Raw genomic sequence first — 19,195 nt, 5'->3', positions numbered from 1 at the left:
TGGAGAGATGCATCGAAAGACCCTCCGCCGCACTGCGCTGGCCGTTTCCCTGGCCTCTGCATCCGTCCTGGCTTTGTCGGCCTGTTCACCTGCCGTTGACGTTACCGCAGCCGCCGACGCAGCCAACCCTGCCTGTGCCCCCATGATGGTGGCCCTGCCCGACAAGATCGGCGATGCTGCGCTCCGCAAGACGAACAGCCAGGCTACGGCTGCCTGGGGAGATCCCTCGCAGGTCATTCTCCGCTGCGGTGTGAACGTGCCCGGACCCACCACAGACCGCTGTGTCAGCGTCAACGACGTCGACTGGGTCATCAAGGAAGGCGATCCCGTGTACACGCTGACTACTTTTGGCCGTGTACCCGCCACGGAGATACTGATCGATCCGGTCAAGTTGGAAGCGGCAAACATCAGTTCCGCGACAGTCCTGACCGAGCTCGCGGCCGCCGTTGGAAAAATCAAGCCCACCGGCAAGTGCGTCGGCCAGGAGGACCTGCAGAACCTGCCTTCGAGCAAGTAGGCGCGATCTAGCGCAGGCCCGTCTTCCGCGTCAATGCCAAGTGGATGAGTTCGTCAATGAGCTCTGCGTAACCCAGTCCTGAGGCAGCCCACATCTGCGGGTACATGCTCTTGGGAGTAAAGCCGGGCATGGTGTTGATCTCATTGATGATCAGCTCTCCCGCAGGAGTGTAGAAGAAGTCCACGCGGCTCAGGCCTTCGGCGCCCACGGCGTCGAAAGCCACTGCGGCCAATTCCCTGACTCGTGCGATTGCTTCGTCCGGCATGTCGGCCGGGCAGCTGAGGGCAGCCGCCCCATCCTCCACGTACTTGGCAGCGAAGTCGTAGAACTGGTGTTCCCCGGCAGCGACCGCGATCTCCCCCGGCATGGAGGTGCGTGGTGCATCGGTCCCGCGTCCCTGCAGGACTGCACATTCGATCTCACGTCCAACGATCCCGGCCTCGATAACCAGCTTCAGGTCGTGGCGGCGGGCCTCTTCGACGGCGGCATCGAGGCCTTCCAGCGAATCAACCTTGGAAATTCCCATGGAAGAGCCCGCACGTGCCGGCTTGACGAACACCGGGAAACCGAGCTTGTCCACGCGTTTGCGGACAGCCTCGGGGTCGGTCACCCAATCGCGGTCCGTCACGGCTATGTAGGGGCCCACCTTCAGTCCGGCGGACTCGAAGACCACCTTCATGAAGTGCTTGTCCATTCCCACTGCAGAGGCCAGCACGCCGGCGCCTACATAACGGGTGTCGGACAATTCCAGCAGGCCTTGGATGGTTCCGTCCTCCCCCCATGGACCGTGCAGCAGCGGAAACACCACGTCCACGCTCCCTAATTCCTCCGGAACGGCATTGGGCGCTGTGACGATCAACTGGTGTTCGCCGCCGACTTCGGCCAGGGTGACGGTTTTGCCCGACGCCGCAACCTCGGGAAGGGACGTCGAGCTCAAGGACCACTGGCTGGTGTCGCCCGATGCCAAAACCCATTGACCGGACTTGGCGATGCCGATCGGGATGACCTCGTACTTGTTCGTATCGATGGCGCCCATGACACCAGCGGCTGTAACGCAACTGACGGCGTGCTCGCTTGAGCGGCCCCCGAAAAGGATCGCTACGCGGGGTTTGGCCTTCACGGCCGCGGGTTCTTCAATCACCATCAGTAGTCGCCTTCGGACTTCAGTGCCCGGGCCAGCAATCGCGGCCCCAGGTCATCAACGGACATTCTGCCTTCCAGCACGGCCACTACCGCCGCGGTGATGGGCATTTCAACGTTCAGTTTCCCCGCCAGTTCATGCACGGCAGCGCCGGACTTGATGCCTTCGGCGGTCTGCGTCATTTCTTCCGCCACCTGCTCCAAGCTGAGCCCTTCACCGAGCAGCCGCCCGGCAGTGTGATTCCTTGAGAGTGCGGACGAGCAGGTGGCTACGAGGTCACCGAGCCCGGCAAGTCCGGCCATCGTGTGGGCTTCCCCGCCCAGCGCCAGAGCGAGCCTTGACGTTTCGGCTAGTCCACGGGTGATGACGGAAGCCTTGGTGTTGTCGCCCATCTGGCGGCCTTCACAGATCCCCACAGCCAAGGCGATGACGTTCTTGACAATGCCGCCGATTTCCACGCCGACAACGTCAGTACTGGTGTAGGGACGGAAGTAGGGCGCCGTGCAGCACAGGGCGATGGCAGCGGCTGTGTCGGCGTCGCTGCAAGCAACAACGGAGGCGGTTGGCTGCTCGCGGGCAATCTCCATGGCCAGGTTGGGTCCGGAAACCACCGCAACCCGCGATTCCGGAAGGCCAAGCTCCTGGGCTATCACTTCGCTCATGCGGGCATCCGTACCCAGTTCCAGGCCCTTCATGAGGGACACCACCACGGCGTCGGGGGCCAACAGCGCTTTCCAGTCACCCAGCTGGGGCCTCAGCGACTGCGCGGGTACCGCGAGGACCACCAAAGAGGCGTCCTTCAGTACTTCTTCCACGTCCGTGGATGCGGTGATGGCCGCCGGCAACTCAATGTCCCTCAAGTACTGCTCATTGAGGTGGGCCGAGTTGATCTGCTCCACTACTTCGGCGCGGCGTCCCCAGATACGGATCGTGCGCTCGACTCCGGCAGCTGTTGCAGCGTCAGCGAGGATTTTCGCAAACGTGGTGCCCCAGGACCCTGCGCCCAGCACGGCCACTGTGGTGGGCACAAACGCCGGGCTTTCGATCAGCGTCACTTTCCAGCCTCCGGGTCCTCATCCTCTGCAGGTGCACCTTCAACGAGACGGCCATGCTTGCTCTGCTTGTGGAGCGCGGGGTCCCATCGCTCAGCCGGCGCCTCTTCGCCGCGAAGCGTCTCCAGGAGAGCCGTGATGGCGTCCATGATCACCTCGGTGGCTTCCGTGAGGGTACCGCGGTCAAGGGGGCGGTCAGTAAAGGAGCTCAAATCCACCGGTTCTCCGACCAGCACCCGGACAGTCTTTCGCGGAAAGACGTGGAAACGCTTGGCGTACCTGGGGAACACCTCCTGCGCACCCCAGTGCGCTACGGGCACCACAGGCGCTCCCGTTTGCAGTGCCAGGCGGGCAGCCCCGGTGTGGCCCTTCATGGGCCAGAGACCGGGATCGCGGGTCAGCGTACCCTCCGGATAGATGATGATGGCGCCGCCGGCGTCCACCACCTCCTTGGCGAGCTGCAGCGAGCGGTTCGCCCCCGCCGTCGAGCGTTCAACCGGAATCTGGTTTGTGGCGCGCAACAGGCTACCCAGCACGGGCACCTTGAAGAGTCCCGATTTGGCCAGGAAGTGCGGCGGGCGCTTCTGGTTGTACACCATATGCCCCACAACGATGGGGTCGATCTCGGTGCAGTGATTGGGCACCGCGATGAAACCACCGGCAGGAAGATTTTCCAGGCCTTCCCACTTCCTGGCCATCAACAGGTTCATTGCCGGGCGTGCAATCCCCGCCAGCAACGTGAACACGGCACGGCTCGTGGCCGATTCCTTCAAAGGATCCCCCGCTACTTGATGGTGGTGATGTCGAAATCGGCGCCCAAGGCAGCCAGCTTCTCGGTGAAGCGCTCGTAACCGCGGTTGATGATATCGATCCCGGTGACCTTGGATGTTCCCGTTGCGGCCAAGGCTGCAATGAGGTGGCTGAAGCCGCCACGAAGGTCCGGAATGTCGATGTCCGTGCCCCGGAGTGGGGTGGGGCCGGAGATCACGGCCGAGTGCAGGAAGTTGCGCTGGCCGAAGCGGCACGGCACGCTGCCAAGGCACTCGCGGTGCACCTGGATGTTCGCTCCCATGCGGGCGAGGGCCTCGGTGAAGCCAAAGCGGTTCTCGTAGACCGTCTCATGGACAATCGACACGCCCTCGGCCTGGGTCAACGCGACCACCAGTGGCTGCTGCCAGTCGGTCATGAAGCCAGGGTGCACGTCAGTTTCGAGGACCAGCGGAGTGAGTTTTCCGCCCGGGTGGTAAAAACGGATTCCGTCATCGCCGATGTCCATCCCGCCGCCGACTTTGCGGTAGGTGTTCAGGAACGTCATCATGTCGCGCTGGGAGGCGCCTTCAACGAAGATGTCGCCCCGGGTCACCAAGGCAGCAGAGGCCCAGGAAGCGGACTCGTTCCTGTCCGGAAGCGCACGATGGTTGTAGCCGCGCAGGTCCTTGACGCCCTCGATGCGGATGGTGCGGTCCGTTTGGACGCTGATGATGGCGCCCATTTTCTGCAGGACGGCGATCAGATCAATGATCTCCGGTTCAGTTGCCGCACCGATGAGCTCGGTGATGCCTTCGGCGCGGGTTGCGCTGAGCAAAACCTGCTCGGTAGCTCCCACCGACGGATAAGGCAGCGAAATCTTGGCACCATGAAGGCCGTGCGGGGCTGAAATGTGGATGCCGCCCGGACGCTTTTCCACGACGGCACCGAACTGCCGAAGCACATTCAGGTGGTAGTCGATGGGCCGGTCACCGATCTTGCAACCGCCAAGGTCCGGGATGAAGGCTTCGCCGATCGCGTGGATCAGCGGCCCGCAGAGCAGGATGGGAATGCGGGAGTCCCCTGCATGCGCGTCAATGGCCGTGCTGGACGCTGTCTTGGCTTCCGTGGGATCCAGGGTGAGGTCACCCGTCACCGGATCCTTGACGACAGTCACTCCGTGCAGCTGCAGGAGGCTGGTGACCACCTCTACATCCTTGATTTCCGGCACGTTCCTCAGCACCGATGGTTCACTGCCCAGCAACGCGGCCACCATGGCCTTGGGCACAAGGTTCTTGGCACCGCGAACGGTCACTCGTCCGGTTAACGGGACGCCACCGCGGATTGTCAGAACACTACTCATCTATACCGGTTTCCTCACGACTACTCGCCCCCCAAACTGACAAAGGCTCCAGCTAAGCATAGAAGCTCACGTTACCGAACCGAAATGGACCCGCCCCGCGCCACACGGATCCGATGTCCGCAGATCCAGCGCAAAAAAGGACCGCCGGCCCCTTTCCTCGGGGTCCGACGGTCCTCTGCCAGCGTAATTTCCACTGATCCGTCAACGGTTAGACGGCGTCCGCTTTCGCCGGAAGCGTCCGGGGCTTGAAAGATGGCCGGGTGGCTTCGTAGGCGGTGATGTCTTCTTCGTGCTGGAGCGTCAGGCCGATGTCGTCCAGTCCCTCCAGGAGGCGCCAGCGGGTGTAGTCGTCGATCTCGAAGGGTGCCACGACATTGCCGCATTCAACAGTCTTGGACACCAGGTCCACCTTGACCTCCGTGCCGGGGTTGTTTTCCAGCACCTTCCAGATGAGTTCTATGTCGTCCTGGGCAACCTGGGCGGCCAGCAGGCCTTGCTTGCCTGAGTTGCCGCGGAAGATGTCGGCGAACCGCGAGGACAGGACGGCCTTGAACCCATAATCCTTCAGTGCCCACACAGCGTGTTCCCTGGAAGATCCCGTGCCGAAGTCCGGACCGGCCACCAGCACGGAGCCGGCGTTGAACGGAGCCTGGTTAAGGATGAAGGATTCGTCCTTGCGCCATCCGGCGAAGAGGGCATCCTCGAAGCCGGTGCGGGTGATGCGCTTGAGGTAGACAGCGGGGATGATCTGGTCGGTGTCGACGTTGCTCTGCCGCAGCGGGACCCCGATGCCGGTGTGGGTGGTGAATTTTTCCATGGGGTCCTCCTAGACTGCGGTTCCGGTCAGCGTTCCGGCCGAGGCCGGCTCAAGGTCCGACGGCGAGCTCAACGTTCCGCGGATCGCGGTGGCTGCAGCGACGACGGGCGAGACCAGGTGCGTGCGTCCGCCCTTGCCCTGCCGGCCCTCGAAGTTGCGGTTCGACGTCGAGGCGCAACGCTCCCCCGGCGCCAACTGGTCAGGGTTCATGCCCAAGCACATGGAGCAACCAGCGAAACGCCATTCGGCACCGAAGTCTTTGAACACCTTGTCCAGGCCCATTGCTTCGGCTTCCAAACGGACACGGGCCGAACCCGGCACCACCAGCATGCGCACGTTGGGGTCCTTTTCGCGGCCGCGGATAATGTCCGCGGCTGCGCTCAGGTCCTCGATGCGGGAGTTCGTGCAGGAACCCAGGAACACGGTGTCCACCCGGATGTCCTTCATGGGCGTTCCAGCTTCCAGACCCATGTAGGTCAGTGCGCGCTCAGCGGCCAGCTTGGCGTTCTCGTCGCCGAAGTCCTCCGGGGAGGGAACCTTCGCGGAGAGGGAAACACCCTGGCCCGGGTTGGTTCCCCAAGTTACGAACGGTTCCAATGTGTCGGCATCCAGGTCCACTTCGACGTCGAACGTCGCGTCCTCGTCGGTGTGAAGCGTGTTCCAGTACTCGACGGCGGCGTCCCAGTCAGCGCCCTGCGGCGCGTGCGGACGGCCCTTCATGTATTCGTACGTCGTCTGGTCCGGAGCGACCATGCCGGCACGGGCTCCGGCCTCGATGGACATGTTGCAGATGGTCATGCGGGCATCCATGGACAACGCACGGATGGCTGAACCGCGGTATTCCAGGACATAGCCCTGGCCACCTCCGGTACCAATCTTCGCAATGACGGCCAGGATGATGTCCTTGGCAGTAACACCCGGGCGCAGCGTGCCCTCGACGTTGATTGCCATGGTCTTGAACGGCTTCAGGGACAACGTCTGGGTAGCCATGACGTGCTCGACTTCGGAAGTTCCGATGCCCATGGCCAGCGCTCCGAAGGCGCCGTGCGTGGAAGTGTGCGAGTCGCCGCAAACCACCGTCATGCCGGGCTGGGTCAGGCCCAGCTGCGGGCCCACGACGTGCACGATGCCCTGTTCCTTGTCACCCAACGAGTGCAGGCGTACACCGAACTCCTTGCAGTTGGCGCGCAGCGTTTCAATCTGCGTGCGGCTGGTGAGGTCCGCAATCGGCTTGTCGATATCCAGCGTCGGAGTGTTGTGGTCTTCCGTGGCGATTGTCAGGTCCACGCGGCGCAGCTTTCGGCCGGCCAGGCGCAACCCTTCGAAGGCCTGCGGGGACGTCACTTCGTGGACCAGGTGCAGGTCGATGAAGAGAAGATCGGGCTGGGCGTTGGCTCCTTCGCCTTCACCCTTGCGCACAACGTGCGCGTCCCAGACTTTCTCGGCCAGTGTCTTTCCCACGGCCTACTCCCTTCACTGTTGGTTGTTCTACATCCACTGAAGCAGCACCGCTGCAAAATAGGCCAGCGAAACAACTTGCATCTCAGATATTGAGACGGCAATATCATTACATGGACAATTCTAGTGGAGTCGGTGTCATTGATAAAGCGGCCCAAGTGCTTGATGCCCTCGAGGCCGGACCAACGACACTTGCGCAGCTCGTAGCAGCCACCGGACTCGCCCGACCCACGGTTCACCGCCTCGCCCTGGCCCTGGTCCACCACCGCCTGGTAAGCCGCGACATCCAAGGACGCTTCGTCCTGGGAAGCCGCCTCGTTGAGCTGGCCTCCGCCGCCGGCGAAGACCGCCTGATCGCCTCCGCCGGCCCCGTACTCATCCAGCTCCGTGACGCGACCGGAGAGAGCGCCCAGATCTTCCGCCGCCAAGGCGACTGGCGCGTTTGCGTGGCATCAGCGGAACGTCCCATCGGCCTCCGCGACACCATTCCGGTGGGCACCCAGTTGTCCATGAAGGCCGGCTCGGCAGCCCAGGTGCTGCTGGCGTGGGAGGACCACGACCGCCTCCTTGAAGGGTTGCAGAACGCGCGGTTCACGCCGACCGTCCTGGCAGGAGTACGACGCCGGGGCTGGGGTCAGAGCCTCGGCGAACGCGAGCCGGGGGTCGCCTCGGTCTCGGCACCCGTGCGCGGCCCTTCCGGGCGGGTGATCGCCGCCGTATCGATTTCGGGTCCCATCGAACGACTCACCCGCCAGCCCGGCCGCCTGCATGCCGAAGTCGTCTGCAACGCTGCGCGGGTCCTGACTGAGGCGTTGCGGAAGAACAACGACTAGTCATGGACAGCTACGCCGTATTCCTGCGCGGAATCAATGTGGGCGGCATCAATATCAAGATGGCCGATCTCAAGGGCGCCCTCCAGGACTACCCGTTCTCCAAGGTCAAGACCCTGCTGGCCAGCGGAAACGTCGTGCTGCAAAGCGAACTCACCGCCAAGGACGTCAAGGCACAATTCGAGAAGTGCCTCCGTGAGTCCTTTGGCTATGACGCCTGGGTGGTGGTCCTGACAGCGGATCGCGTGGCCCGGCTGGTTGAGGCATGCCCCTACCCGGCCGATGACAAGTCCACGCACAGCTACGTCACGTTGGCTTCTGACAGTGCAATGCTCGATGAGCTCTTCGAGGCCGGCAAAACCTTGGATGGCGTGGAACAAACACGCCTGGGACCGGAGGCAATGGCCTGGTTGGCTCCTGCCGGCGGGACGTTGGACAGCCCGTTCAGCAAGCTGTCATCCAAACCGCGGTACAAGGCAAGCACCACTACCCGGAACCTCCGTACCCTGGTCAAAGTCAGCGACGCCGCCGCAGCCCTCTAATTCGTCCGGGCAGCCTTCAGGGCAGCGTTGAAGGCCCTCAACCGCGTGACTTCAACATCAACCGGTTCCACGATCCTTCGCTCGGCCACCACCGCAACCGCTGCCCTCAACCGCTTCGCCGCCCCCGCCGCCCTGGCCCGGGCCGCCCAGCCACCCAGAACACGACCAAGGATGGCCAACAGCACGCCCAGCGCGACTCCCCCGGCAACCATGAGCGTTGGCCACGGCCACCCTTCGGTCCGGGGCACCTCCGGCACAGGCATTTGGAAGTAGCCAAGGGCCGCCAGGACACCGAGCCAGCCAAGGCCTCCTACCGCCAGCAGGAGCGCAATCCACTGCAGCGTATTGAACAGCATCCACCACAAGGGTCGTTTCGCGGTTTTCAGGTCCGTTCCAGCGATGGCTTGGTCCAGCGCATCCGGCAGCTGATCGCGCCCTTCCCGTGCAGCTGCACGGATTGCTGCGCGCCAGGGACCGGGAGCACCAGCTGATGCCTCATCGGCGAAATCCCTGACAGCCGCATCGGACCGCGCACGCTGCGGCGCGCCGGCAGGCGGCAAGGACGTCCGGCTCAACTCGGGCTTGGTGTCGCTTCGCCCAAGGTTCAGCCTCCGCAGGGGGTCGGACCGGAACCGCAGCAACCATCGCGTCACAGGCCACCCCGTCCTGCGCGCCGATTCCCTCCGGAAAGAACGCTGGACCGCGTCCACCACCACTGGCACGTTGGCCGCCGTCGCCAACTCCTGGGCCAGGCGGGACTTGGCGCCACTGGTGATGCCCTTCGCTTCCCCGTCGCCGGACACCTCGCTCAATCCGGCGGCAGCCGTGGCGACATCGGCGGCCAGACGCTGTGTGGTGGCGGCCCGCTGGACCACGACGTTCCTGATGGCAGCGCGGACGGTTGGTACGCCGTCGCCCGTCAGGGCTGACGCACCCATGACGCGGACCTTCTCCAGACCATCGCGGGCAAGGATCCCCTTCAACGACTCCATGACTGCGGCAGCATCCGGGGCGCTGAGCTTGTCCATCTGGTTCAACACGACCAAGGTGACAGCGCCGTGGGAGGCCATCGGTCGGAGAAACCCGTTGTGCACCGCTGCATCAGCATACTTCTGCGGGTCCAGGACCCACACCAGGACATCCACCATCCCGACCATCCGCTGGACAATCTCCCGGTTTTCCAGTCGGGTCGAATCGAAGTCCGGCAAATCAAGGAGCACCAGCCCGGCGTCGTCGTCGGCGAACCCCGGCACCGCCTGCAACACGTGACGCTCCTTCACTTCCAGCCAATCCAGCAGCGGGCCGCTGCCCTCTTCGCCCCAGATGCCCGCCAGAGGCTCCGACGTCGTTGGCCTGCGCGCAGCGGCAGTGGCCACATCACTGCCGGAGACTGCGTTGAACAACGATGACTTTCCACTGCCGGTGGCACCGAAGAAGCCCACTACGGTATGCCCCGCCGACAATGAACGCCGCGATGCCGCCCGTTCCAGGACGTCATAGACGGAGTGGAGCACCTGATCCGGAAGGACACCCTCGGCGAGCTCGCGGGCGGTGTTCAAGGCTTCGAGCTTTCGCTGTAACTGGGACGATTCACGGACCTGGCTGTGGCGGCTCATGCGGCCCCTGCCAGTCGGCCGAGCGCCGTGGCATGCCTGAGCAGGTCAACGCCGGAGCCTGTCGGGGCAGCCTCGATCCTGCTGAGGAAGCGCTGCCGCTCTTCATCCAGGAGGCGCTGGCACTGCGTGTGCAGATCCTGCCTTGCCTGCTGGGCCAGACGACGGACCGCGTCCTCGCCGAACACTGCTTCCAGCAGCTTCTGGCCGACCACGGCCGTTCCACCCGCGATGCCAATTTCCAGTCCGCTCAGTCCGGCCGTCATCGAGAACACGACGACCATGAGCGCGGCACCCAGTCCGTTGACGCCGAAGGACAACCACCTCGCCTGGGTCCGTTTACCTTGGCCTTGTGTGCGGATCATCTCCATCAGGCCCTCCTGCCACGTACGAATTGCAGCGGCCGCCTTAGTATCAAATCCCTCACTTGTGCCCGACAGGTCATCGGTACCTAATAGCTGGCGGCCCGCAGGATCCGAACGCCAACGCCTGTCAACGTTTTCGGCCGCGTTCGCAGCTTCGTCCAGGATCACGGCCTGGAGCCCTGTTTCGATTGCGGTCTCCACCTTCACGGCTGGAGCCGGTTCGCCGCGGAAGAAAGCGCCCATCCGGTCCCTCATGCGTCCGATGTTCTGTTCGAGGCTCCGGAAGAACTCCCCCGTTCCCACGAAGTCCTGCCACCGGGCCAGGACTTCGCCGCGCAGGAGTGCCCCGTCTTTCGTGGCGTCCAGGATGCGGGCCAGCGCGTGTTCATATTCCTCCTCGCACAAACGCCCGAGGTCACGTGCCGCAGCTTCCTGTGCGCTGGCGGCGGCAGCAATGCCTTCCAGCCGGTGACCTACCGCTTTCACGGCGCCGTTGAGTGTCCGGCGGGCGACGTCGGCGCGGCCGGCCGCGTTGGCAGCCAAGGCTCCGAGCCATATCCGCAGGGGTTCCACCGATTCCGCCGGGAGCATGCCCAACCCGTCCAAGGCACTCTCCCGCACGACAAAGAGCTTTGCCTGGCCGAGTCCTTGTCGGTCCAACATTGCTTGAAGATCGGTTCTCACTTCCTCCTCGGCCGCCGCGGGCACGCGGTCCAGGACCACGGCTACGGTGATGTCCCGCGAAGCCGCGTCCACGAGCAGCCGCCACGGAACGGCGTCGGCATAGCGGTTGGCGGTGGTGACAAAGATCCACAGGTCAGCTGCTGCCAGCAGTTGACCGGCGAGCCGGCGGTTGTCGTCTGAGATGGAGTCCACATCTGGCGCGTCCAGGAGCGCTATGCCTTGGGGTACCGTGTCATGCGCAGCCAGCACCAACGACGTGATCGCTTGCGGGTCGGGAGCCGCGCCTGCCTGGTTGGCCGGGACGGGAACCGACGACACCGTCCCGCGGATCCGCTGCAGGCCGGGCAGTATCCGTTGCCCTTCGAACCACTCTGCGTCCTCGGGGTGATGGAGGAGGATCGGCTGGCGGGTTGTAGGTCTGATCGCACCCGCACGGGTCACAGGAAAGCCCACCAGGGCGTTGACCAGCGTGGACTTGCCTGCGCCGGTTGAACCACCGACGACGGCCAGCAGCGGGGCATCCAGGCTGCGGTAGCGGGGAATGATGTAGTCGTCCAGCTGGGCCAACGAGTCCCGGATCCACTGGCGGGCTTCCTGCGCTTCGGGCACTGCCAAAGGAAGAGCGGTGGCCGCGAGTTCGGCCCGGGCAGCTTCCAACGTCTCGACGGCAGCGGCCACCCCTTGCGGGGCAACGCGCGGCTCGGGGCTGGCCCGGGAGGCTGACGGGTCTTCGTGTGCAGTCACAGCATCATCATGCCAGTCCGGCACGCCATACCAACGGCGGGCAGGCGCAAAGGGCAAAAAGAAATCCCCCGGAACATGCGTTCCGGGGGTTTTGCTTGTGACCCCAGCGGGATTCGAACCCGCGTTACCGCCGTGAGAGGGCGGCGTACTAGGCCGCTATACGATGGGGCCTTGCACTTTCTTATCACCGTTTCCGGCGATCAAGCTGAATGAGTATTTCATACTTTCAGCTCTGTTCCAAATCGCTTTCGCGGCTTGGAACTTCCGAATTTCCAGCGTGTTTACGCGGATTTTCAGAGCTGGGATACCAGGACTCGAACCTAGAATGACGGTACCAGAAACCGTAGTGTTGCCAATTACACCATATCCCAAAGTGACTTTCGGACCGGAGTTCCTCGCCCCGGTTTCCCTTGGCTTTTCCCTCCGTGCCCCTCAGCACGAGTAATGACTCTACCGGAGTCTTGCCACCTGCACAAATCCGTAAGGCGTTACCTGCATCACATGCAAAATCAGGTGGCCGCCGGGGCCGTGGCAAGGAGCTGCCGGAGCGAATCCACTTGGCGGCCACTGAACCCGGCTACCTCTTCACCCACCCTGTTGAGCCACACGCCCACCAAGCCGGCCGCCGTCGCGCCATCGGCGTCGAGCAAGCGGTTATCGCCTACGTAGAGGGTCTCCCCCGGCGTGGTGCCCAGAAGGCGTACACCCTCCAGGTAAATCGCAGGATCCGGCTTGGCGACACCCACGGTGTCGGTTCCGACCAGGATCCTGATCCGTTCCAAGCCGGCGCCGTCCAACTTTGCACGCTGGTAGTCGTGGACGTTGTTGCTCACCGCACCATAAGGGACGCCGGCCGCATCCAGGGCATCGAGCACTTCTTCCACGTCGTTGAAAGCCCTGACGTAGGCCGTTTGGCGTTTGTGGTACTCGGCCACCCAGGCTTGGGACTCCTCGCCGTCCTCGAGCTCGACGCCGAAGTGCCCCAAAGCAGCGCGTCCGCGGAGCAGCCTCTGCTCGTTGAAGGTCAGCTCGCCAGCCAGGTAGCGGTCGTAAAAATGCGTGGTCTCATGCGTGAAGATGCGGCCGAACTTTACCCACCCGGCCTGGTCCAGGCCGGGCAGGAGATGTTCGCTGACGTCACGCAACGCGGTCGTCATGGCGTACTCAAGGTCCACCAAGGTGTCATCGATGTCGAAGAGGACACCGCGGATGGTGCCAAAGGAAGTTGCAATAGCCATGACGGGTGCTGCTCCTAGCCGCGGAAAGCGCGAACGCGGGCCAAGGAGGAATCCTTGCCCAGGATCACCATGGACTCGAACAGCGGCGGGGAAATCCGGCGGCCCGAGATCGCCGTGCGCACAGGTCCGAAGGCAGCGCGGGGCTTGATGCCCAGATCTTCCACCAGCGCCTGCTTCAGCGCGGTCTGGATGTTCTCCGCAGTCCATTCCTCAATGGGCTCCAAAGCGGCCAGCGCCGCGTCGAGAACTTCTTCGAGGTTGGCAGGCAGGCCCTTTCGGGCGTCGTCTGCGATGTCGATGGCGTCGTCTGCTTTGAAAAGGAAGGCAAGCATCTCGGGAGCCTCGCCGAGCAAGGTGATGCGCTCCTGGACCAGCGGTGCCGCCTCGGCAAGAATCTCCTCCTGCCGTGGAGTGAGGATCTCGCCAACGAAACCGGCAGCGCGGAGGTAAGGAACGAGCCGCTCCTTGAAGTCCTCGGGTGCAAGCATGCGGACGTGGGTTCCGTTGATGGCCTCGGCCTTCTTGAGGTCGAAACGGGCAGGGTTGCCGAGGACATCGTGGATGTCGAAGTTGGCCACGAGCTGCTCCACCGTGAAGATGTCCTCGTCAGCGCTGAGGGACCAGCCCAGAAGCGAGAGGTAGTTGAGGAGGCCCTCGGGGATGAAGCCACGTTCGCGGTGCAGGAACAAGCTGGACTCGGGATCGCGCTTCGAGAGTTTCTTGTTGCCCTGGCCCATCACGTACGGCAAGTGGCCGAACTCCGGCATGTATTCGGCGACACCGATAGCGTAGAGCGCACGGTACAGTGCGATCTGGCGCGGGGTGGAGCTCAGCAGGTCCTCGCCGCGCAGGACATGGGTGATGCCCATCAGCGCATCATCCACGGGGTTCACCAAGGTGTACAGCGGAGCGCCGTTGGCCCGGACCACTGCGAAGTCGGGTACTGAACCGGCCTTGAACGTGATTTCACCCCGAACGAGATCGTTGAACGTCAGGTCCTCATCCGGCATCCGGAGGCGCAGGACAGCTTCCCTGCCTTCGGCCTTGAACTGGGCGAGCTGCTCCTCGGTGAGGTGGCGGTCGAAACCGTCGTAGCCCAGCTTGGGATCGCGGCCTGCAGCCCTGTGGCGGGCTTCGATCTCATCCGGCGTGGAGTACGACTCGTAGACATGTCCCCCGGCCTTGAGCTTGGCGATGACGTCCTGATAGATATCGCCGCGCTGCGACTGGCGGTACGGCTCATGCGGACCGCCGACTTCCACACCCTCATCCCAGTTGATGCCGAGCCACTTCAGGGCATCGAGCAACTGGTGGTAGCTCTCCTCGCTGTCGCGGGCAGAGTCCGTGTCCTCGATGCGGAAGATCAACTTGCCGCCGGTGTGGCGTGCATAGGCCCAGTTGAACAGGGCTGTGCGGATCAGGCCAACGTGCGGGGTACCCGTAGGTGAAGGGCAAAAACGGACGCGGACCGGGGTCTCGGCGTTGACGGCAGGGATGGCGCTGGAGGCAGCGTTCGACGCAGAAGCAGTAGTCATAGTAGTTCCAACTTTACCGCTTGGCACCGACTCAGTTTCCCGGATTAATGCGGACGACGGCGGCAGTCGCCTTCCTTGCGAAAAGGTGACTGCCGCCGTCGTGCTTTGGCCGTGTTCCGCCTAGCGGCGGACGACCGGGTTGGACAGGCGTCCGATGCCTTCGATCTCGACCTCGAAGCGGTCGCCTTCGCTGACAAGCCCGACGCCGGCCGGGGTTCCGGTCATGATGACGTCTCCGGGGAGCAGCGTGAATGCGTGCGAGACGATCGACACGAGCTCGCGGACGCCGCGGATCATCTGGTTGGTGCTGCCGTCCTGGCGGATCTCGCCGTTCAGCCGGCCCTGGATGGAGAGGTCCTCGTGGTCGAGCTCTGTTTCGATCCACGGCCCAAGGGGTGCCGAGGTGTCGAAGCCCTTGGCGCGTGCCCATTGGAGGTCCGTCTTCTGCACGTCGCGGGCCGTGAGGTCGTTGCCGCAGGTGTAGCCGAAGATGACGTCGTCCACGCGATCTTCCGCAACGTCTTTGCAAATCCGGCCGATCACGACGCAGAGCTCTGCTTCGAAGGAGACTTCCTCCGAGAACTCGGGAAGGACGATGGGATCGTTCGGACCGATCACAGAGGTGTTCGGCTTGAGGAAAAGCAACGGCTGCTGCGGGACTTCATTGCCGAGTTCCGCGGCGTGCTCTGCGAAGTTGCGGCCAACACCAATGACCTTGCTGCGCGGAATAATCGGGGCCAGGAGCCGAACGTCTTCCAGCTTGTGCTTCACGTGGGTACGTTCAACGCCGTTGAAGAAAGGGTCACCGTTGATGACAGTGATTTCCTCACTGCCGGGCTCGCCTTCGACAACGCCGTAAAGGGGATCAGAATCAACTACAAACCGGGCGATACGCATGGGCTCAAGCCTACAGTCACCGCTTAGCTTCGAAGGTAATCCAGCTGCGCCGCCACCGACGTTTCAGCCGCCCACCGGACGGAAGGATCGACGTCGGCGTAGACAACGTCGGTGACCTGCGCGATGGTGGCGTCCCGGCCAACCTGCTCCAGGGCTGCCCGGATCTGGTCCAGGCGTTGCTGGCGATGGTCGCGGTACTCACGGCACTTCTCATCGAGGGCTGGGAGGACTGGACCGTGGGCCGGGAGCAGGGTTGCTGCGCCGAGGGCTTCGAGGCGGTCCAGGCTGTTAAGGTAGTCCCCCAGCCGGCCATCCGGATAGTCCAGCACCGTGGTGCCCCGGCCAAGAATGGTGTCGCCCGTGAGGACCGATCCCCGGGGCCCGTCATCCGGCAGGTGGAAACAGACTGAATCCGAGGTGTGGCCGGGGGTTGCCAGGACACGGATTTCGACGCCGCCTGCGTTCAGGACCTCACCGTCGCTAAGCTTTTCACCGCCGTGGCAATGCTCTTCCAACGCTGCCCGGACCGGAGCCCCCGTGAGCTCGTGGAAGCGCGCGGATGCTTCGGTGTGGTCGGCATGGCGGTGGGTGATGAGGACGACGTCGACCACGCCGGCGGCTGCCAACTCCGCCAGGTGCTTCTCATCGCTCGGGCCTGCGTCCACAACGGCCACATGGCCGGAACCCGGCACACCGATCACATAGGAGTTGGTGCCGTCCAGGCTCATCGGACCGGGGTTCGGAGCGAGCCGGAAGCGCGTCAGTTCGCTGCTGCGCTGCAGGGAAGAAGTGCCGTCGGTTGGGGACGGGCCATCCGGAGTCGCCGTTGGTTCAGAAGTCACCATCCCATCTTGGCACTACTTCCATCCCTCCATCACATCCCCACCCCTTCACCCCAACCCTCAATCACATCCCTGCCCCTTCACCCCAACCCTCAATCACATCCCTGCCCCTTCACCCCAACCCTCCATCACATCCCTGCCCCTTCACCCCAACCCTCCATCACATCCCTGCCCGTTCACCCCAACCCTCAATCACACCAAGACCGAGGCCCAAGGACGCCCGGGACGTGAGCGAGCGTCTGGATCAAACCGGCGGGGTGTGAGCGAGCGTCTGGATCAAACCGGCGGGACGTGAGCGAGCGTCTGGACCAAACCGGTGGGATGTGAGCGAGCGTCTGGAACGCACGACGGCGGCCGGTCACCTCTGCGAATCAAAGGTGACCGGCCGCCGTCGTGTGTTCGGTTGGCTAGACCAGGCGGGTCAGCCAGCCGTGGGTGTCCTCGACCGTTCCGGTCTGGATACCCAGAAGCTTCTCGCGGATGGCCATGGTGGTTTCTCCGGCCTTGGCATCTTCTGCGCCAATGAATTCGGTTGCATCCTTGAGAACACCGATCGGCGTGATCACGGCTGCAGTACCGCAGGCGAACACTTCGGTGATCTCACCGGAAGCAACGCCGTCGCGCCATTCGTCCAAGGTGATCTTGCGCTCGGAAACCTCGCGGCCCATGTCCTTGGCCACCTGGATCACCGACATGCGCGTAACGCCTTCGAGGATGGTGCCGCTGAGGGCGGGAGTCACCAAGGAACCGTCCTTCATGACGAAGAAGACGTTCATGCCGCCAAGCTCTTCCACGGCGTCGTCGTTGAAGTGGTCCAGGAACAAAACCTGCTTGCAGCCGTTGGCTTCGGCTTCCTGCTGCGCGATCAGCGAAGCGGCGTAGTTGCCGCCGCACTTGGCCGCTCCAGTTCCGCCACGGCCAGCACGGGCATACTCACGGGAGATCCAGATGGAGACCGGCTTGAGCTCGCCGCCGAAGTAGTTGCCGGCAGGCGATGCGATGACGCGGAAGGACACTTCGCGTGCGGCCCGAACACCCAGGAAGGCCTCCGTGGCGATCATGAACGGACGAAGGTACAGAGCCTCGCCGTCGCCGGAGGGAACCCATTCCTGGTCCGCCTGCACGAGTTCGCGGATGGCGCCCAGGAAGTACTCTTCGGGCAGTTCCGGAAGGGCGAGCCGGCGGGCCGACTTGTTCAGGCGCGCCGCGTTGGCCTCGGGACGGAAGGTCCACACGGAACCATCGGCGTGACGGTAGGCCTTGAGGCCCTCGAAGATCTCCTGGCCGTAGTGCAGGACCGCCGCCGAAGGATCCAAGGAGATGGGGCCGTAGGGTTCGATCCGGGCATTCTGCCAACCGCCATTGCCATCGGCGTCGACTTTGTAGTCGACGACGGCGGTGTGGTCGGTGAAGTAGTCGCCAAAGCCTGGGTTCGCCAGGATGGCTGCACGCTCCTCAGCAGACTTCGGGTTTTCCGAGAGCTGCTGGCTGAATTCGACGCCATGGGCAGTCTGAGTCATGTTTCCTCCACAGTCAGCTACCTGGCATGGCGAACCGGGCCCCAAAAAGGGTGTGGTTCAGCGATGGACCAGGGAAGCAGATAAATAATTCAAGACAAGCTTACGCCTGCGTAATGGGCCTAAAGTGCGGCCGCGATGGCGTCACCGATGGCAGCGGTGCTGCGCGGTTCGCCGGTGCGGTTCTCGACGTCGGCAACAACTGCCGCTTCGATCTTTCGGGCCGCCGTGGTGTAGCCAAGGTGGTCCAAAAGGAGCACTGCGGAGAGGATGGCCGCGGTGGGATCGGCTTTTTGCTGTCCGGCGATATCCGGAGCTGAGCCGTGGACAGGTTCGAACATGGACGGTGCTGTGCGGTCCATGTTGATGTTCCCGGAGGCCGCCAAGCCGATGCCGCCCGTGACGGCAGCAGCGAGGTCGGTGAGGATGTCGCCAAACAGGTTGTCGGTGACGATCACATCGAAGCGCGAAGGGTTGGTCACCATGAAGATGGTGGCCGCGTCGATGTGCAGGTAATCGTGGGTGACGTCAGGGAACTCCTGCGCCACTGCTTCCACCGTGCGCTTCCACAGATGCCCTGCGAAAACCAGGACATTGTGCTTGTGCACGAGGGTGACGTGCTTGCGTGGGCGTTCGTTGGCCCGACGGAAGGCGTCCCGGACCACGCGCTCCACTCCATGGGCGGTGTTGAGCGAAACTTCGGTAGCTACCTCGTGCGGTGTTCCGCCGCGCAAGGTGCCGCCGTTGCCGACGTAGGGTCCTTCGGTTCCTTCGCGGACCACAATGAAGTCAATGGTTCCGGGGTCGGCCAAGGGGCTGCCCACAGTTCCGTACAGTCGGGAAGGACGCAGGTTCACATAGTGGTCCAGGCTGAAGCGGAGCTTGAGCAGCATCTCGCGTTCGATGATGCCTGAGGGAATGCGGGTATCACCAGGTGCTGCGCCCACGGCGCCGAAGAGGATGGCATCGCGCGTCCGGAGATCTTCAAGAACCTCGTCGGGCAGGGTCTCGCCTGTCTCAAGCCAGTGCTGGGCACCGAGCTTGTAGTGGGTCTGCTCAAGGGTGACGCCTTCGGCGGCGACAGCCTTTTCAAGGACCTTGACGGCTTCGGCGATGACCTCCGGGCCGATGCCGTCGCCGGGGATAACAGCGAGATTGATGGACGATGCACTCATAGGTCTATCTAGCCAAGCAATCCACATGCTGGTCAAAATCGTCTCACTCCTTGAACAGCCCTAGTCGGGACATCCAACCAGGGCATGATGCCCGCGCCCGGACACAACGCATAGAGTC

At 63.5% G+C, this 19,195-nt stretch carries 17 protein-coding genes and 2 tRNA genes; 3 read left to right on the top strand and 16 right to left on the bottom strand.

Going from position 1 to position 19,195, the window contains the following annotated elements; genetic code table 11:
• Positions 1-7 precede the first annotated feature (7 nt).
• On the top strand, positions 8-517 hold the full coding sequence (locus FDP28_RS06900) for a DUF3515 family protein (RefSeq protein ID WP_144659962.1): 510 nt from the start codon (positions 8-10) through the stop codon (positions 515-517).
• 7 nt (positions 518-524) lie between these two features.
• On the opposite strand, the gene FDP28_RS06895 is transcribed toward FDP28_RS06900, so the two are convergent.
• From FDP28_RS06895 to leuC, 6 genes are all read right to left on the bottom strand, one after another.
• A complete protein-coding gene (locus FDP28_RS06895; protein WP_144659961.1) occupies positions 525-1,661 on the bottom strand; it encodes a D-alanine--D-alanine ligase family protein in 1,137 nt (378 codons plus the stop codon).
• Positions 1,661-2,713 (bottom strand): NAD(P)H-dependent glycerol-3-phosphate dehydrogenase, encoded by a 1,053-nt coding sequence (locus FDP28_RS06890; protein WP_144659960.1) that lies wholly within the window; start codon positions 2,711-2,713, stop codon positions 1,661-1,663. The genes FDP28_RS06895 and FDP28_RS06890 overlap by 1 nt, the downstream gene beginning before the upstream one ends.
• On the bottom strand, positions 2,710-3,483 hold the full coding sequence (locus tag FDP28_RS06885; protein WP_144659959.1) for a lysophospholipid acyltransferase family protein: 774 nt from the start codon (positions 3,481-3,483) through the stop codon (positions 2,710-2,712). The genes FDP28_RS06890 and FDP28_RS06885 overlap by 4 nt, the downstream gene beginning before the upstream one ends.
• Before the next feature lie 11 nt (positions 3,484-3,494).
• Positions 3,495-4,820 (bottom strand): UDP-N-acetylglucosamine 1-carboxyvinyltransferase, encoded by a 1,326-nt coding sequence (gene murA, locus FDP28_RS06880; RefSeq protein WP_144659958.1) that lies wholly within the window; start codon positions 4,818-4,820, stop codon positions 3,495-3,497.
• Positions 4,821-5,028: 208 nt separating this feature from the next.
• The gene (leuD, locus tag FDP28_RS06875; RefSeq protein WP_144659957.1) at positions 5,029-5,637 is read right to left on the bottom strand and encodes a 3-isopropylmalate dehydratase small subunit; all 609 of its coding nucleotides are present in this window, start codon (positions 5,635-5,637) and stop codon (positions 5,029-5,031) included.
• 9 nt (positions 5,638-5,646) lie between these two features.
• Entirely contained in the window at positions 5,647-7,098 is a 1,452-nt protein-coding gene (gene leuC / locus FDP28_RS06870; RefSeq protein WP_144659956.1) for a 3-isopropylmalate dehydratase large subunit, read from the bottom strand.
• Positions 7,099-7,208: 110 nt separating this feature from the next.
• Here leuC and FDP28_RS06865 point away from each other — a divergent pair, with 110 nt between their 5' ends.
• Both FDP28_RS06865 and FDP28_RS06860 read left to right on the top strand, forming a co-directional pair.
• The gene (locus tag FDP28_RS06865) at positions 7,209-7,928 is read left to right on the top strand and encodes an IclR family transcriptional regulator (RefSeq protein ID WP_014922101.1); all 720 of its coding nucleotides are present in this window, start codon (positions 7,209-7,211) and stop codon (positions 7,926-7,928) included.
• 2 nt (positions 7,929-7,930) lie between these two features.
• Positions 7,931-8,467: a DUF1697 domain-containing protein gene (locus FDP28_RS06860; protein WP_144659955.1), complete on the top strand. Its 537-nt coding sequence runs from the start codon at positions 7,931-7,933 to the stop codon at positions 8,465-8,467.
• Here the strand turns inward: FDP28_RS06860 and FDP28_RS06855 are convergent.
• The 10 genes from FDP28_RS06855 to FDP28_RS06810 all read right to left on the bottom strand — a co-directional run bounded on the left by FDP28_RS06855 (position 8,464) and on the right by FDP28_RS06810 (position 19,077).
• Entirely contained in the window at positions 8,464-10,083 is a 1,620-nt protein-coding gene (locus tag FDP28_RS06855) for a GTPase (protein ID WP_144659954.1), read from the bottom strand. The genes FDP28_RS06860 and FDP28_RS06855 overlap by 4 nt on opposite strands.
• A complete protein-coding gene (locus tag FDP28_RS06850; protein WP_144659953.1) occupies positions 10,080-11,873 on the bottom strand; it encodes a dynamin family protein in 1,794 nt (597 codons plus the stop codon). The genes FDP28_RS06855 and FDP28_RS06850 overlap by 4 nt, the downstream gene beginning before the upstream one ends.
• 98 nt (positions 11,874-11,971) lie before the next feature.
• Positions 11,972-12,044, bottom strand: a tRNA-Glu gene (locus tag FDP28_RS06845).
• 128 nt (positions 12,045-12,172) lie between these two features.
• Positions 12,173-12,244: transfer RNA gene (locus FDP28_RS06840), tRNA-Gln, on the bottom strand.
• 138 nt (positions 12,245-12,382) lie between these two features.
• Entirely contained in the window at positions 12,383-13,111 is a 729-nt protein-coding gene (locus FDP28_RS06835; protein ID WP_144659952.1) for an HAD family hydrolase, read from the bottom strand.
• 14 nt (positions 13,112-13,125) lie between these two features.
• A complete protein-coding gene (gene gltX, locus FDP28_RS06830) occupies positions 13,126-14,646 on the bottom strand; it encodes a glutamate--tRNA ligase (protein ID WP_144659951.1) in 1,521 nt (506 codons plus the stop codon).
• Between the two features lie 120 nt (positions 14,647-14,766).
• Positions 14,767-15,543 (bottom strand): fumarylacetoacetate hydrolase family protein, encoded by a 777-nt coding sequence (locus FDP28_RS06825; RefSeq protein ID WP_144659950.1) that lies wholly within the window; start codon positions 15,541-15,543, stop codon positions 14,767-14,769.
• Positions 15,544-15,566: 23 nt separating this feature from the next.
• Positions 15,567-16,385: an MBL fold metallo-hydrolase gene (locus tag FDP28_RS06820; protein ID WP_397321027.1), complete on the bottom strand. Its 819-nt coding sequence runs from the start codon at positions 16,383-16,385 to the stop codon at positions 15,567-15,569.
• Between the two features lie 407 nt (positions 16,386-16,792).
• Positions 16,793-17,905, bottom strand: coding sequence for a branched-chain amino acid aminotransferase (locus FDP28_RS06815; RefSeq protein ID WP_144659948.1), 1,113 nt, complete (start codon positions 17,903-17,905; stop codon positions 16,793-16,795).
• A 119-nt stretch (positions 17,906-18,024) separates the two neighbouring features.
• Positions 18,025-19,077 (bottom strand): 3-isopropylmalate dehydrogenase, encoded by a 1,053-nt coding sequence (locus FDP28_RS06810; RefSeq protein WP_144659947.1) that lies wholly within the window; start codon positions 19,075-19,077, stop codon positions 18,025-18,027.
• Positions 19,078-19,195 lie beyond the last annotated feature (118 nt).

It is taken from the genome of Paenarthrobacter nicotinovorans, from assembly GCF_007670255.1.
Lineage (GTDB): Bacteria > Actinomycetota > Actinomycetes > Actinomycetales > Micrococcaceae > Arthrobacter > Arthrobacter nicotinovorans_B.
This window is presented reverse-complemented; position numbering and strand designations above follow the sequence as displayed.

Excerpts from the sequence above, each read along its gene's own strand:
- FDP28_RS06865 (WP_014922101.1), top strand. The coding sequence starts at position 7,209 with ATGGACAATTCTAGTGGAGTCGGTGTCATTGATAAAGCGGCCCAAGTG.
- FDP28_RS06810 (WP_144659947.1), bottom strand. The coding sequence starts at position 19,077 with ATGAGTGCATCGTCCATCAATCTCGCTGTTATCCCCGGCGACGGCATC.
- FDP28_RS06855 (WP_144659954.1), bottom strand. The coding sequence starts at position 10,083 with ATGAGCCGCCACAGCCAGGTCCGTGAATCGTCCCAGTTACAGCGAAAG.
- murA (WP_144659958.1), bottom strand. The coding sequence starts at position 4,820 with ATGAGTAGTGTTCTGACAATCCGCGGTGGCGTCCCGTTAACCGGACGA.
- FDP28_RS06900 (WP_144659962.1), top strand. The coding sequence starts at position 8 with ATGCATCGAAAGACCCTCCGCCGCACTGCGCTGGCCGTTTCCCTGGCC.
- FDP28_RS06860 (WP_144659955.1), top strand. The coding sequence starts at position 7,931 with ATGGACAGCTACGCCGTATTCCTGCGCGGAATCAATGTGGGCGGCATC.
- gltX (WP_144659951.1), bottom strand. The coding sequence starts at position 14,646 with ATGACTACTGCTTCTGCGTCGAACGCTGCCTCCAGCGCCATCCCTGCC.
- FDP28_RS06825 (WP_144659950.1), bottom strand. The coding sequence starts at position 15,543 with ATGCGTATCGCCCGGTTTGTAGTTGATTCTGATCCCCTTTACGGCGTT.
- FDP28_RS06895 (WP_144659961.1), bottom strand. The coding sequence starts at position 1,661 with ATGGTGATTGAAGAACCCGCGGCCGTGAAGGCCAAACCCCGCGTAGCG.
- leuD (WP_144659957.1), bottom strand. The coding sequence starts at position 5,637 with ATGGAAAAATTCACCACCCACACCGGCATCGGGGTCCCGCTGCGGCAG.
- FDP28_RS06815 (WP_144659948.1), bottom strand. The coding sequence starts at position 17,905 with ATGACTCAGACTGCCCATGGCGTCGAATTCAGCCAGCAGCTCTCGGAA.
- FDP28_RS06835 (WP_144659952.1), bottom strand. The coding sequence starts at position 13,111 with ATGGCTATTGCAACTTCCTTTGGCACCATCCGCGGTGTCCTCTTCGAC.